General features: G+C 64.0%; 11 protein-coding genes. 7 read left to right on the top strand and 4 right to left on the bottom strand.

What is annotated here, in order from left to right:
* Nucleotides 1–22: 22 nt before the first annotated feature.
* Entirely contained in the window at nucleotides 23–3193 is a 3171-nt protein-coding gene (locus tag QTL98_RS03590) for an efflux RND transporter permease subunit (RefSeq protein WP_445680855.1), read from the bottom strand.
* A gap of 14 nt (nucleotides 3194–3207) precedes the next feature.
* On the bottom strand, nucleotides 3208–4389 hold the full coding sequence (locus QTL98_RS03585; protein WP_445680854.1) for an efflux RND transporter periplasmic adaptor subunit: 1182 nt from the start codon (nucleotides 4387–4389) through the stop codon (nucleotides 3208–3210).
* Nucleotides 4390–4612: 223 nt separating this feature from the next.
* Here QTL98_RS03585 and QTL98_RS03580 point away from each other — a divergent pair, with 223 nt between their 5' ends.
* The 5 genes from QTL98_RS03580 to QTL98_RS03560 all read left to right on the top strand — a co-directional run bounded on the left by QTL98_RS03580 (nucleotide 4613) and on the right by QTL98_RS03560 (nucleotide 9888).
* Nucleotides 4613–5344, top strand: coding sequence for a TetR/AcrR family transcriptional regulator (locus QTL98_RS03580; RefSeq protein WP_445680853.1), 732 nt, complete (start codon nucleotides 4613–4615; stop codon nucleotides 5342–5344).
* A gap of 61 nt (nucleotides 5345–5405) precedes the next feature.
* Nucleotides 5406–7337: a glycoside hydrolase family 127 protein gene (locus QTL98_RS03575; protein WP_445680852.1), complete on the top strand. Its 1932-nt coding sequence runs from the start codon at nucleotides 5406–5408 to the stop codon at nucleotides 7335–7337.
* A 67-nt stretch (nucleotides 7338–7404) separates the two neighbouring features.
* Nucleotides 7405–7980 carry a helix-turn-helix domain-containing protein gene (locus QTL98_RS03570; protein ID WP_445680851.1) on the top strand — a complete coding sequence of 192 codons (576 nt, stop codon included), beginning with the start codon at nucleotides 7405–7407 and terminating at the stop codon, nucleotides 7978–7980.
* Between the two features lie 52 nt (nucleotides 7981–8032).
* On the top strand, nucleotides 8033–9106 hold the full coding sequence (locus QTL98_RS03565; protein WP_445680850.1) for a threonine aldolase family protein: 1074 nt from the start codon (nucleotides 8033–8035) through the stop codon (nucleotides 9104–9106).
* Nucleotides 9107–9369: 263 nt separating this feature from the next.
* A complete protein-coding gene (locus QTL98_RS03560; protein WP_445680849.1) occupies nucleotides 9370–9888 on the top strand; it encodes a GNAT family N-acetyltransferase in 519 nt (172 codons plus the stop codon).
* Here QTL98_RS03560 and QTL98_RS03555 read toward each other — a convergent pair.
* Both QTL98_RS03555 and QTL98_RS03550 read right to left on the bottom strand, forming a co-directional pair.
* A complete protein-coding gene (locus tag QTL98_RS03555; protein WP_445680848.1) occupies nucleotides 9885–11087 on the bottom strand; it encodes an amidase in 1203 nt (400 codons plus the stop codon). The genes QTL98_RS03560 and QTL98_RS03555 overlap by 4 nt on opposite strands.
* Before the next feature lie 18 nt (nucleotides 11088–11105).
* Nucleotides 11106–12386: an amidohydrolase family protein gene (locus tag QTL98_RS03550; protein ID WP_445680847.1), complete on the bottom strand. Its 1281-nt coding sequence runs from the start codon at nucleotides 12384–12386 to the stop codon at nucleotides 11106–11108.
* A 168-nt stretch (nucleotides 12387–12554) separates the two neighbouring features.
* On the opposite strand from QTL98_RS03550, the gene QTL98_RS03545 reads away from it, so the two are divergent.
* Together QTL98_RS03545 and QTL98_RS03540 are read left to right on the top strand one after the other, a co-directional pair.
* Nucleotides 12555–12992, top strand: a complete 438-nt coding sequence (locus QTL98_RS03545) for a nuclear transport factor 2 family protein (RefSeq protein ID WP_445680846.1) — start codon at nucleotides 12555–12557, stop codon at nucleotides 12990–12992.
* Between the two features lie 110 nt (nucleotides 12993–13102).
* Entirely contained in the window at nucleotides 13103–14251 is a 1149-nt protein-coding gene (locus QTL98_RS03540) for a glycosyltransferase family 4 protein (protein WP_445680845.1), read from the top strand.
* Nucleotides 14252–14344: the final 93 nt, after the last annotated feature.

The following is a 14344-nucleotide window of genomic DNA, read 5'->3' as shown; positions in this document are numbered from 1 at the left end:
CTCTTTTCAAGCAGGGCGTTTGTCATGGCGCATCCACCGGATGAGCGTTCAGCGGGGCCTCATTGCCGGACTCGCTTGCCCCTTCCGGCCGGCGCGGGCGACGCCGCACGAGGCCGAGCACGGCCACGAAGAAGACCGGGACGAAGAAGATGGCGAGCACCGTGGCCGAGATCATGCCGCCCATCACGCCCACACCGATGGCGTTCTGGCTGCCCGATCCCGCGCCATTGGCGATGGCGAGCGGCAGCACGCCGAGGATGAAGGCCAGCGAGGTCATGATGATCGGACGCAGACGCTGGCGGGCAGCCGTGACCGCGGCTTCACCAAGGCTCATGCCCTGCTCGTAGAGTGCCTTGGCGAACTCGACGATCAGGATGGCGTTCTTGGCCGAGAGGCCGATGGTGGTGAGCAGGCCAACCTGGAAGTAGACGTCGCTCGGCAGGCCGCGCAGCGTTGCGGCGATGACGGCACCGATGACGCCCAGCGGCACGACGAGCATGACCGAGACCGGGATGGCCCAGCTCTCGTAAAGCGCGGCAAGGCACAGGAAGACCACCAGCATGGAGATGGCATAGAGCGCCGGGGCCTGGGAGCCGGCAAGCCGCTCCTCATAGGAAAGGCCCGTCCACTCGTAACCGATACCGGCCGGCAGTTTTGACGCCAGTTGCTCCATGGTCGCCATGGCGGCACCCGAGCTGGAGCCCGGAGCCGGAGCACCGAGGATTTCCATCGAGGAAATGCCGTTGAAACGCTCCAGACGCGGCGAGCCGTAGCTCCAGTGCGAGGTCGAGAAGGCCGAGAACGGCACCATGTCGCCATCGCTGTTGCGGACATACCAGTCCTTGACGTCATCCGGCAGCATGCGGAAGGGCGCATCGGCCTGGATATAGACCTTCTTCACCCGGCCATTGTCGATGAAGTCATTGACGTAGGAGGAGCCCCAGGCAGCCGCCAGGGTGGAGTTGATATCGGCGATATCGACACCCAGCGCCTTGGCCTTTTCCTGATCGATATCGACCCGGAACTGCGGCACGTCATTGAGGCCGTTGGGACGCACGGCGACGAGGCCGGGCTGCTGAGCCGCCATGCCGAGCAGTTGGTTGCGCGCGGCCATGAGCTTTTCGTGCCCCAGACCGCCGCGGTCCATCAGCTGGAAGTCAAAGCCGGTGGCGTTGCCCAGCTCGATGATGGAGGGCGGGGCGAAGGCGAAGGCCAGCGCATCGCGCAGCTGGGAGAAGGCCCCCATGGCGCGCCCGACGATGGCCCCCACCTTGCGGTCGGGCGTGGTGCGCTCCGACCAGTCCTTGAGGGTGATGAAGGCAATGCCGGCATTCTGGCCCTGACCGCTGAAGCTGAAGCCAACGGCAGTGAAAATGCTCTCCACATTGTCCTTTTCATCGACGAGGAAGTGGTGCTCGACCTGCTTCATCGTCTCGCGCGTCCGCTCGCTGGTGGCACCCGGCGGGGCAACCACCTGCACGAACATGACGCCTTGGTCCTCATCCGGCAGGAAGGAGGTCGGCAGGCGCAAGAACAGCACGGCAAGCGCGCCGACGATGACGAGATAGATGAGCAGATAACGGCCACGGCGGCCGATGACATGGCCGACGGAGCGCTCATAAAGAGCGTTCGCGCGGTCAAAACCCCGGTTGAACCAGCCGAAGAAACCGCGCTTGTGGGCGTGATCGACATCGCCGGGTTTCAAAAGGGTGGCGCAGAGGGCCGGCGTCAGCACCAGCGCGACGACCACCGACAGCACCATGGCCGAGACGATGGTGAGCGAGAACTGGCGGTAGATGGCACCGGTGGAGCCGCTGAAGAAGGCCATCGGCACGAACACGGCGGAGAGCACGAGGGCGATGCCAATGAGCGCGCCGGTGATCTGCCCCATGGATTTGCGCGTGGCTTCGCGGGCGGAGAGTTTCTCCTCATTCATCACGCGCTCGACATTTTCCACCACGACGATGGCGTCATCGACCAGAAGGCCGATGGCCAGGACGAGGCCGAACATGGTGAGCGTGTTGATGGAGAAGCCAAACGCCGCCATCACCCCGAAGGTGCCGAGCAGCACCACCGGAACGGCGATGGTGGGGATGAGGGTGGCGCGGAAGTTCTGCAGGAAGAGGTACATGACGACGAAGACGAGCGCGATGGCTTCAAACAGCGTCTTCACCACCTCTTCGATGGAGATCTTGACGAAGGGCGTGGTGTCGTAGGGATAGACGACCTGAAGCCCCTCAGGGAAAAACGGCTTCAGCTCGTCAACCCGGGCGCGGATGGCGCTGGCGGTCTCCAGCGCGTTGGCGCCGGTTGCCAGCTTGATGCCAAGACCGGCGGCAGGCTTGCCGTTGAAGCGGGCGACCATGTTGTAGTTCTCGGCGCCCAGTTCGACGCGGGCGACATCCTTGAGGCGCACCTGCGAGCCGTCGGCATTGACGCGCAGCAGGACTTTCCCGAACTCCTCCGGCTTTTCCAGACGGGTCTGGGCGATGACGGTGGCGTTGAGCTGCTGGCCCTTGATGGAGGGCGAGCCGCCAAGCTGGCCGGCCGACACCTCGACATTCTGCGCCTCGATGGCGGAAGAAACGTCGGAGGTGGTGAGACCGAAGGCGTTGAGCTTGTTGGGGTCGAGCCAGATGCGCATGGCATGCTGGGCACCGAACAGGGTGACGTCGCCCACGCCGCTGACGCGGCTGATATTGTCCTGGACGCTGGAAGCCACGAAGTCGGAGATGGCTTCCTGGTCCATCTGCCCGTTTGTGGAGGCAAAACCCAGCACCATCAGGAAGCTGCCGGACGCCTTGGAAACGGTGATGCCCTGCTGCTGCACTTCCTGCGGCAAGAGCGGCGTTGCCAGCGACAGCTTGTTCTGCACCTGGACCTGGGCGATGTCGGGATCGGCCTCGGGGTCGAAGGTGATGGTGATGGTGACCTGGCCCGAGCTTTCGCTGGTGGAGGACATGTAGCGAAGATGATCGATGCCGTTCATCTTCTGCTCGATGACCTGGGTCACCGTGTCCTCAAGCGTCTTGGCGGACGCGCCGGGATAGTTGGCGGTGATGGAGACGGAGGGCGGCGCGATCGGCGGGTACTGCTCCACCGGCAAAGTGCGGATGGCAAGCAGGCCACCCAGCATGATGACGAGCGCAACAACCCAGGCGAAGACCGGGCGGTCGATAAAAAACTTGGCCATGATGGGGGATCGCCTTAGTTGGTCGCAGCGACGTTGGTGGCGGCGGGAGCGGCGGCATCAACAGCCTGCACAGGCGCGCCCGGCGCGATCTTGAGCACGCCTTCGGTCACCACCTTGTCGCCGGCCTTGAGGCCGGAGGTAACCAGCCACTTGTCGCCGATGGCGCGTGCGGCAATGACGGGCTGCGGGTTGACCTTGCTGTCGGCGCCGACAACCCAGACGATGGCCGAGCCATCGGGGCTGCGCATCACCGCCTGTTGCGGGATGACGAAGGCGCCCTGCTGGACACCCTGATTGACGATGCCGCGCACGAACATGCCGGGCAGCAGCTCATGCTCAGGGTTGGGGAACACGGCGCGCAGATTGACCGAGCCCGTGGATTCGCTGACCGTCACATCGGAGAATTGCAGCTTGCCCGGCTGGCCATAACGCAGGCCGGCCCCTTCGATGATGAGGTTGACCGGCGCTTCGGAAGCGAGCGCACCATTAACCTCGCCGCCCGAAATGGCGCGGCGCATGGTCAGCAGGTCCGAGCTCGACTGCGTCATGTCGACATAGATCGGGTCGAGCTGGGTGATGGTGGCAAGCGCTGTTGCCTGGCTGGCGGTGACGAGCGCGCCCTCGGTCACTTCCGAGCGGCTGATGCGGCCGGAAATCGGGGCGGTGACCTTCGTGTACTCCAGATTGATGCTGGCGGTATCGACCGCTGCCTTCGCGGCGGCGACATCGGCCTCGTCGGCCTGCAGGGTGGCGACGATGTCGTCATAATCCTGGCGGCTGACGGCGTTGATGGCGACGAGATCGGCATAACGCTTGGCCTTGGCACTCACCGACTTGACCGAGGCCTGCGCCTTGGAAAGGTCGGCCCGCGCGCTGTCGAGCGCAGCCTGATAGGAGGCAGGGTCGATCTGGTAGAGCTGCTGCCCGGCCTTGACCTCGGCCCCTTCCTCGAACAGGCGCTTCAGCACGATGCCCCCCACCTGCGGGCGCACTTCGGCGACGCGGAAGGCGGTGGTGCGGCCCGGAAGCTCGGTGGTCAGCGGCACATCCTGCGGCTGGGCGGTGATGACGGTGACCTGGGCCGGCGGACGCGGCGCGGCCTGCGCGGCCTCGGCCTTCTCGTCATTGCAGCCGGAAAGGCTGGCGATGAGGGCGGCGCCGGCGATGGCTTGCAGGAGGGCGTGATGCAGTTTCATGGGTCGGCCTTCAGGAAAGTTCGGGGCCCGGTTTTGAGGGCCCCTGCCCCACGGGAGCTTTGCGCAGGCATGGAAAGAGCGCTCTGGCCGCCTATATGAAAAGCGGCCAGCCGGTGACGTGCTCAAATCGCCTGGTGGGACATTGTTGATCTTTGTACTGTATCGTACAGTACGGAACTTCGGCCGCGCGGCAAGGTGCAAAATCGGCCGGAACGAGGGAACTGTGAACGACACCACGCAGGTGCAGCATCGCACCACCCGCAAGCGACAGATCACCGGTGATGCCCCGCTTCAGGCCACTGAAGCCGGCACGGACACCCTGCCCCGGCATGGCCCGAAAGCCAGCCAGCGTGCCGAGGCGCGCCGGCGCGCCATGCTGGATGCCGCCTATCAGCTGTTCACCACCAAAGGGCTGCAGCACACCAGCCTCGATGACGTGATTGCGCTGTCGGGCGGGTCCCGCAGCACACTTTACGAGCTGTTCGGCAACAAGGACGGGCTGTTCGAGGAGATGCTGCGCGAGCATTGCGAAAGCATGATGGGGCCGGTGTTCGAGCTGACGCTCACCGGGCATCACCCGCGCGAGGTGCTGTGCCAGTTTGCCAACGCCTTTCTCGACAAGATTTATTCGGAAGAATCGCTACGCAGCATCCGCCGGATCATGCAGGAGGCGCTGCACTACCCGGAGACAGCCGACTTCTTCCGCCGCGCGCCGAACATGGTGAAACTGCGCCTCGGTGCCTATCTGCGCCGCATGACCGATGAAGGGCATCTGCGGATCGAGAACCCGGACGAAGCGGCCGAGCTTTTCCTGCTGATGGTGGAAGGCCCGTGGTCGCCACTGCGTTTTGCCAGCGGCGAAATCCCGGCACCGGACGCGCTGCGCAAACACGCCCACCGGGCGGTTGAAATCTTTCTCAAGGGCACGCTGGCCCAGGCACGGGCGGACGGCTAACACTGGCACTCTCGCCCGCCGCTCTCCTGGGGACGGGCGCCCGCCAGCTTTCCGAGCCACCATGCCCGACCCTAGCACTGCCCCGGCCCTTTCTCCCTTTTATCGTCCGCCTGCCCTGCCGCGCGTCTATGTTGGCGGGTTCTGGGGCGAGCGGGCTGACGCGGTGGCCGCGCGCACGGCGGATATTCTTTACGAGCGCTGCGTGGCTGCCGGCATGCTGGAGCAGATCAACCCCGATCTGCCGGTGCCGCCGCTGCGCATCCCCTTTGCGCCCGGCCGCACGCTCAACATGCAGATGTTCTGGGATTCGGACATCGGCAAGATGATCGAGACAGCGGCCTACAGCCTGTCTCGCCGGCCAAACCCCGGACTGGAAGAAAAGATCGACGCCATCGTCGAGCTTTACGCCCGGTTGCAGGCGCCGGACGGTTATCTCAACAGCTGGTATCAGCGCCGGGAGCCGGAAAAGCGCTGGACGAACCTGCGCGACTGCCACGAGCTCTACAGCGCCGGCCACCTGCTGGAGGGCGCCGTTGCCTATTACGAGGCGACGGGCAAACACCGGCTGATGGACATCATGGCCCGCTATATGGACCATATCGCGGCCCGGTTCGGCCGCGGTGCGGGGCAGGACCGGGGTTATCCCGGCCATCAGGAACTGGAACTGGCGCTGGTAAGGCTGGCACGGGCTACTGGCAAGAGCCGGTATCTGGAACTTGCGCGCTACTTCATCGACGAGCGCGGACAGGCACCGCATTTCTTCGAGGAAGAAGCCAGGCGGCGCGGAGAAAAACCCGGCGATTTTCACTTCCGCACCCAGGAATATAACCAGTCCCACCGGCCGGTGCGCGAGCAGGTAAAGGTGGTGGGCCATGCCGTGCGCGCCATGTACATGTACAGCGCCATGGCCGATATCGCCGCCGAAACCGGCGATGACAGCCTGACGGCGGCGCTGGAGGCGCTGTGGCAGGACCTGACGGCAACCCGGCTTTATGTGACCGGCGGCATGGGAGCGAGCGCAGCCAACGAGGGCTTTACCGCCGACTACGACCTGCCCAACGACACCTCCTATGCCGAGACCTGCGCCTCGGTAGGTTTTGCCTTCTGGATGCAGCGCATGCTGGGCATTGCCCCGGACGGGCGTTATGGCGATGCGCTGGAGCTTGCCGCCTACAACGGCGCCCTTGCCGGAATGTCGCTGGACGGCACGCAGTTCTTCTACGAAAACCGGCTGGAGAGCGTGGGTGACCACCGCCGCTGGCGCTGGCATGAATGCCCCTGCTGCCCGCCCAACCTCGCCCGCTTCGTGACCGCCATCGGCCGCTATTGTTATGGCGAAGGCGAAGGCGGCCTGGCGGTGCATCTATATGGCGAAAGCACAGCGCGGCTCCTGATTGGCGGCGGACGTCAGGTAACCCTGACCCAGCAAACGCGCTATCCGTGGGACGGGCGGGTGACCCTGACCGTGGCACCGGAAAGCCCCTGCCACTTTACCCTCAGCCTGCGTATCCCCGGCTGGTGCCGCAAGGCGAGCCTCAGCCTCAACGGCGCTTCGCTGGACCTCGCCAGCCTTACCCGGCGGGGTTATGCCCATATCGAGCGGGAGTGGCTGCCGGGCGATGTGCTGCAGCTTGACCTGCCGATGCCGGTGGAGCGGCTCCATGCCCATCCGGCCGTCCGGCAGGATGCCGGCCTTGTGGCGCTGAAGCGCGGCCCGCTGGTCTACTGCGTGGAAGAGGTGGATGCCGGCGCCGGGCTACACCGGCTGGTGCTGGCGCCGGATGCACCGGTCAATGCCCGGTTCGAAGCCGACCTGCTGGGCGGAGTCGTCAGCCTTGAGGCCGTGCTGGCCGTGGAAGAAGCCGCTTCCGGCGCGCCGCTCTATAGTACCGAAGCACCGGCCCGGCGGGAGGTGAACGTGCAGGCCATCCCCTATTTCGCCTGGGACAACCGGGCAGCAGGCGGCATGCGGGTGTGGCTGCGCCGCGGCTGAGGGATGGCCGGGCCGTCTGCGAAGGCGTATGATCAGCGGAAATTTTCTCCAGCATAGTGGAATTCCGGTGAGCTTCGACCCGCCCCTTCTTGGCCCCCGCCTGCAGCAGATCCGCAAGAAGCGCAAGCTGACGCTGGATGATCTGGCGGCGCTTTCCGGCGTCTCGCGCTCCATGCTGAGCCAGATTGAACGCGGGCAGACCAACCCCACCTTCGCCACGCTGTGGAACCTGACACGGGCGCTGGGGCTCGACCTTTCCGCGCTGGTGGAAGGCCATAGCGGCAGTGCGCGGCGGGCGATGGAAATCGTGCCGCGCCACTTCACGCCCGAGATCAAAAGCGAGGATGGCCGCTGCCTGCTGCGCATCCTGAGCCCTGCCGCCAACTCGTCGCGCATGGAGTGGTACGAGCTGGAAATGGCGCCGGGCGGCGCCCTTATCTCCGATCCGCACGCGCCCGGCGCCACCGAACATCTGACCGTACTGGACGGCATCCTGGAAGTGCGCTCCGGCGCGGAGGAAAACAGCGTGGGGGCCGGCGCGACGGCGCGTTATGCCGTGGATGTGCCCCACGCCATCCACAACCGCTCCGACCAGCCGGCCCGGGCGCTGATGATTGTCGCCATGGCGGATATTCCGATATAGTGGACAAATAATCCGTGATGCTGCATGTTGCGGCCTCTCGAAGGAGGACAGCATGACCGTTCAGTCGCAAACCCGCCCGGTGGCCGGCGCCATCCCTCAGCCGCAGCAATTCGCTTCGGACAATTATTCCGGCATCTGCCCGGAGGCCTGGGCGGCAATGGCCGAGGCCAATAGCGGTTATGCCCCGGCCTATGGCGAGGACCCGTGGACGCAGCGTGCCTCCGACGCCTTTCGCCAGCTGTTCGAAACCAACTGCGAAATCTTCTTCGTCTTCAACGGCACGGCAGCCAACTCTCTGGCCCTCTCGGCTCTTTGCCAGAGCTATCACAGCGTCATCTGCGCCGAGAGTGCCCATGTGGAAACCGACGAGTGCGGCGCGCCAGAATTTTTCTCCAACGGCTCCAAGCTGCTGGTTGCCGCCAGCCCCGGCGGCAAGCTGACGCCGGACTCGATCCGCGAGGTGGCGCTCAAGCGGCAGGATATCCACTATCCCAAGCCGCGGGTCGTCACCATCACCCAGTCCACCGAGACGGGGCAGGTCTATAGCCTTGCGGAAATCCGCGCGATTTCGGCCACCTGCCGCGAGCTGGGCCTCAAGCTACATATGGACGGCGCACGCTTTGCCAATGCCTGCGCGCATCTGGGTTGCAGCCCGGCGGAGATGACCTGGCAATCCGGCGTCGACGTCTTGTGTTTCGGCGGCACCAAGAACGGCATGGGCGTGGGCGAGGCGGTGCTGTTCTTCAACCCGGTGCTGGCGGAGGATTTTGACTATCGCTGCAAGCAGGCGGGGCAGCTTGCCTCCAAGATGCGTTTTCTGGCGGCGCCCTGGGTCGGGCTGATGGAAACCGGCGCCTGGATCAGCAATGCCCGCCACAGCAACCATTGCGCCAAACGCCTTGCCGCGCAGATTGCCGATGTGCCCGGTGTGGAGCTGATGTTCCCGGTGGAGGCGAATGCCGTGTTCCTGCGTGCGCCGGAAGGGGTGCTGGAAAAGCTGCGGGCCCGCGGCTGGCGCTTTTATACCTTCATCGGCGGCGGCGCCCGCTTCATGTTCGCCTGGGATGCAAGCCCGGCGCGTGTGGACGAACTTGCCAGCGATATCAAGGCCGTGGCCGAAAGCTGAAACCCGGCTGAAACTCTGCGGAAATAGCTTCAATTTTACGTAACCTGTGAAGCTGCTCACGGCAGGGCGGCTATGCACTTGCGTGCTCTTTACAGGAAGCCGGGCACCCGCTAGCCAAGCGCTACACATTACGGAGCATGTACGGGTGCCGGGCGGCGGTTTTCGCCGCAGGGATACCTTTGTGCCCGGCCTCCCCTTGACCGCCCGGATGGCGCCGTTCCCGGCCGCCTTTTCGGGTAACCTGTAGCTGAAACCGTTTCCATATGAGCGCACTTGCCATCTCGGCCCCTTCCTGGGCCCCCATGAGCCCGCTGGACCTGCATGAAGTCAGCCGCCTTGCCGACCTGATCCACCCCGATTATCCCGAGACGATCGAGGTGCTGGCCGAGAAACTGGTGCTCTATCCCGCCGGCTGCTTCGTGCTGGAAAATGACGATGGCAGCCTTGCCGGTTATGCGCTGAGCCACCCCTGGCGCCTCGGCGCCCCGCCGAAGCTCAATCAGCTGATGGGCGGCCTGCCGGCGCGCACCGACACCTTCTACATCCATGACATCGCGCTGGATGAAACGGCGCGCGGCTTTGGCGCTGCCCGGCGCATTGTCGATGCCATTGCCGGCCATGCCCGCCGCGAGGGTTTTGCCAGCCTGTCATTGACCGCGATTTCCGCGGCGCGCGACTACTGGCGCCGAACCGGTTTTGCCGAGCACACCGACCCGGCAATCGTGGCCGCGCTGAAGGATTATGACGCCGACGCCATCTTGATGGTGCACGACCTGCTTTAGGCCGCCAGCAAGCGGGCGGCCAGCGCGAGCAGCAGCTCGTCCCCGCCGGCAGCCGCCACGAGGGAAAGGCCGACCGGCGCGCCCTCTACCGCCCCCAGCGGCAGCGATATCTGCGGCAAACCGCCGAGCCCGGCCGGACACAGCAGGGCCAGCGCGTTTGCACGGTACCGGTCCAGCGCAGCCGGATCACCGCCGCGCAAGGGCGCCGGGCCCGGCGCCGTGGGAAAACACAAAACCGCCCCGCCGGAGAGCAGGCGCTCGAGATAACCCCGGATCAGCTCCCGCTCGGCAGTAGCCGCCACCACGGCGACAGCCTCCAGTTTCGATGCCGCCTCAAAACGCTCGCGCACACCCGGGCCCAAACCCGGATCGGTGCTGCTGATCCAGCCGCCATGCGACTGCCAGGCCTCGGCAGCCTGGGCGATGCGGAAGACCTCGCGCCAGGCCGGCAGGCCTTGCGGTGCCAGGGTGATGGTTTCAAGCGGCAAACCACCCGCTAGCGGTCCGAGCTTTTGCAAGAACGGCCGCAGCACGTCACTCACCGCCGGCCCTGCGGCACCCCACAAATCCTCCGGCACCAGCAGGCGAGAGACCGGCAGTTCCTCCTCTGGTAGTGCCCCAAGGCCGAGTGCCTGCGCGGCCAGCGTCAACACGCCAATATCCCGCGCCAGCACGCCGCAAGTATCGAAGGACGGGGCAAGCGGCACCGCGGCGGCAAGAGGCAGGCGGCCATGGGTGGGGCGCAGGCCGAGAATGCCGCAAAAACTCGCCGGCAACCGCACGGAACCGCCGGTATCGGTGCCGAGGGCAAAATCCACTGCCCCTCCGGCTACCGCTGAGGCCGATCCGCTGGAAGAACCACCGGGCACGCGCCCGGGCGCTGCCGGATTGAGCGGCGTGCCGTAATGGGCATTCTCGCCCATCAGGCTGTAGGCCAGCTCGTCGGTGTGCGTCATGCCGGCAAGGCCCGCTCCCGCGGCCAGCAGGCGGGCGATCGCCGGCGCGGTTTCGCGGGCGGGTGGATGCGTTGCCTTCCAGCGCGGATTGCCGGCGCCGGTTATATAGCCTGCAACGGCGAACAGATCCTTGGCGGCGAATGTCAGCCCGTCGAGCGGGCCGCTGGCTGTGGGTGCCAGCTCCAGCCGGGTGGCAAAGGCCCCGAGGTTGTCGTCCAGAACTGCCGTTTCGGTGCCGGTCATGGGGTGCCCTTGGTCAGGTCAGGAAGGGGGATAAAGGCGCGTCCGCGGACGCTCGAAGGTCAACCGGCCACGATGAAAACCCATCAGCGGCGGCGCAATTTCCGCCACCGCCTGCCAGGGCTGCTTGCAATCGACCAGCACAAGGTCGGCCGGATTACCGACGGCGATGCCGTAATCGGCAAGGTTCATCAGCCGGGCGGAGCGGCTGGTAACCATCTCCAGACACTCGGCCATCTCCGCCGGGCGGCCGAGCTGGGCGATGTTGGCATAAAGATTGGCCATGCGCGTCAGCGACAGATCGCCGAAGGGGGTGAAGGGGTTCAGCACATTGTTGGTGGAGAGTGAGCAATTGACGCCCTCGGCCAGCAGCCGGTGCGCCGGCGCCATGCCGCGCGGCACCAGATGATCGTGCCCGCGCCCCATCAGGAACAGATCGGTGGCCGGCAGCACGGTGAGCGCAACACCGGAGGCTGCCATGCGGCGGGCGATGCGGGTGAGGTCCGCCGGCGGCAGGGCGGAAAGTTTGCTGGCATGGCCGATGGTGACCCGCCCGCCCCAACCGGCGGCGTCGGTAGCGTCGCACACCGCCTCGATGGTCATGCCCTTCGGGTCGAGGTCAAAATCCAGATGGAAATCGAGATCGACATCGAAACGGCGGGCAAGGGCAAAGAGCCGGATGATCTGGCCTTCGGGATCGCTGTCGGTATAGGGGCAGCCGCCCAGCAGCCGCGCTCCCTCTTCCAGCGCCGTTACCAGCAGCTCTTCCGTTCCGGGCCGATTCAGCAGGCCTTCCTGCGGAAAGACGCAGATCTCGATCTGCACGGCCCAGCGATAACGTTCGGCAAGGCGCTGCACGGCATGAAAACCGGCAAGACCGATGCCGGGATCGATCTCCACATGGGTGCGCAGGCGCATGGTGCCCTGGGCGATCGCCTTCTCGATCACCCGCGCCCCGCGGACCTCGATATCCTCTTCGGTAAAAGCCGCCTTGGCGGTAGCCGTCAGGCTGATCGCCTCGGCCAGCGTGCCGTGATGGAGCGGGCAGCGCTCCAGAATGCAGGCCTTGTCGAGATGGATATGGGTTTCGATGAAGCCCGGCAGGGCGAGCAGGCCACCGAGATCATGCTCCTGCGCCGCGCCGACAAAAGCGCCGTCGTCATGCGGCGCCAGCGCGGCGATGCGCCCGCCGGCAATGGCGATGTCGACTGGCCCACCGTTGACACCGGCGCCAATGCCAGCCTTCCCCACGCCGCCACTACGACCCGGCGCCAGCAGAAGATTGCGCAAAACCAGATCCACCAACCCCTCCTCTTCGCCGCTCCCGGTTACGGCTCTTGCCGCCAGCCCCTTCCGGTAACGCCGACAAGCCCCTTAAACCGCCTCAGCATATTGCATACACTCCTGCATGCAATATGCTGACGAACAACAAGCCTCAGGAAAAACAGGTGCTTCAAGGAGATTAAAGGAATGACCGCGGCAACCGGGGTAACGAAGAGCGAAGACAAGGACGCGACTCTGGCGCGCGATGCGGAGACGGTGCGGCTGTTCCTGGAGACGGTGATGATCCCCGACCCGGAGAGCGCCATGCGCTATGTCGCCTCCGGCATGCGGGTGACCTTCACCGGCGGGCGCGAAATGACCGGCCCGGCCGACACCGCCGCCTTCAACGCCCGGCGCTACAAGTGGGTGAAGAAGCGCATGGAGCGCACCGACGTCGCCGGGGGAGACGGCCATACCGTCGTCTACAATCTCGGCACACTCTACGGCGAATGGCCTGACGGCACGCCGTTCGAAGGCAACCGCTATGTCGACCGCTACGAAGTGACCAACGGCCTCATCACCCGGATGGAGGTGTGGAACGATAGCGCCGAGCGGATTTTGATGAGGATGGGGGTGGAGAGCTAATCGGTAGATGAGTAGTTGCCCGTCCGGCCAGGGCAGGTAGCCGGTAGACAATCTGACAGATATAGGTTTGAAGGTGATGCAACACGATTTCCCAGGAGCAAGTCCGACAAATGCGGGTCGCTATCGTTCACGACTGGCTGGTAGTCTACGCTGGTGCAGAGCGTGTTCTCGAACAAATTCTGAAGCTTTTCCCGCAGGCCGAGCTGTTTTCACTTGTAGATTTTTTAGATGACCACAACCGCCATTTCCTAGGCGGGCGTCGGGCACATACAAGTTTCATACAGAAGCTGCCGATGGCCCGAAAGAAATATCGGACATACCTGCCTCTTTTCCCTTTTGCTATACAGCAGTTCAACTTCGAAGATTACGATCTCGTAATTTCAAGTTCCTATGCAGTAGCAAAGGGAATAGTAACCTCCCCAGAGCAACTTCACGTGTGTTACTGTCATAGTCCGGTACGTTATGCATGGGATCTTCAAGAAGAATACCTACGAGAACGAGGTTGGGAACGCGGCCTTAAAGGAATGCTGGCGCGCATTATACTTTTTAATTTGAGAAGCTGGGACACGAATTCAGCGAATCTCGTAGATTTCTACGCCTCAAATTCTCAGTTTGTGGCTAAGCGCATAAAAAAATACTATAGACGAGAGGCCAAAATTATTTACCCCCCGGTCTCCGTGCATAAATTTGCCCCCAGTGAAACCAGGGACAATTTTTATCTGACCGCCTCCCGGATGGTTCCATATAAAAAAATCGCACTCATCGTCGAAGCCTTTCGGAGCCTGCCATCCAGGCGCCTTGTCGTGGTGGGAGATGGTCCGGAGTTCAAGCGCGTCAAAGAACTTGCTGCCAACTCTCCCAATATCGAAGTCCTCGGCTACCAGCCAAACGAGGTGCTACGAGATCTCATGCAGCGCGCCCGTGCCTTTGTATTTGCGGCCAAAGAGGATTTCGGCATCATTGCCGTGGAGGCTCAAGCAGCCGGCGCCCCGGTCATCGCATATGGCCGGGGCGGCGTTTTGGAGTCGGTGACTCCGTTGGACCAACCCAATCCGACCGGCGTATTTTTCACCCAACAAACCGCGGAAGCGATCCAGCTGGCCGTCCAGAAGTTTGAGGAAAATATCAATAATTTCAATGCTGCGACGTGTCAGAACAATGCCGAACAGTTCTCTGAGAAAAAATTCCGCGACGAGTTTTCGGCTTTCGTAAAAGACTGCATTTTCAAGTCCGGCCTCACGTTTCCCTCTACTGTTTGACTTTTAACGCCAAGGCTCTTTCGGCGTCATACGCAAAAACCTGTCCGAACACGGCAGACGCGCCAATTAATATAGAATCGGCAACGCGTGAGC

This window comes from Radicibacter daui, assembly GCA_030657355.1.
Lineage (GTDB): Bacteria > Pseudomonadota > Alphaproteobacteria > Radicibacterales > Radicibacteraceae > Radicibacter > Radicibacter daui.
The sequence above is the reverse complement of the archived record's forward strand: the minus strand, read 5'-3'. Positions and strand labels throughout refer to the sequence as shown.

Coding starts and splice junctions, on each gene's coding strand:
- QTL98_RS03560 (WP_445680849.1), top strand. CDS start 9,370: ATGAGCGCACTTGCCATCTCGGCCCCTTCCTGGGCCCCCATGAGCCCG.
- QTL98_RS03575 (WP_445680852.1), top strand. CDS start 5,406: ATGCCCGACCCTAGCACTGCCCCGGCCCTTTCTCCCTTTTATCGTCCG.
- QTL98_RS03585 (WP_445680854.1), bottom strand. CDS start 4,389: ATGAAACTGCATCACGCCCTCCTGCAAGCCATCGCCGGCGCCGCCCTC.
- QTL98_RS03590 (WP_445680855.1), bottom strand. CDS start 3,193: ATGGCCAAGTTTTTTATCGACCGCCCGGTCTTCGCCTGGGTTGTTGCG.
- QTL98_RS03555 (WP_445680848.1), bottom strand. CDS start 11,087: ATGACCGGCACCGAAACGGCAGTTCTGGACGACAACCTCGGGGCCTTT.
- QTL98_RS03540 (WP_445680845.1), top strand. CDS start 13,103: ATGCGGGTCGCTATCGTTCACGACTGGCTGGTAGTCTACGCTGGTGCA.
- QTL98_RS03565 (WP_445680850.1), top strand. CDS start 8,033: ATGACCGTTCAGTCGCAAACCCGCCCGGTGGCCGGCGCCATCCCTCAG.
- QTL98_RS03545 (WP_445680846.1), top strand. CDS start 12,555: ATGACCGCGGCAACCGGGGTAACGAAGAGCGAAGACAAGGACGCGACT.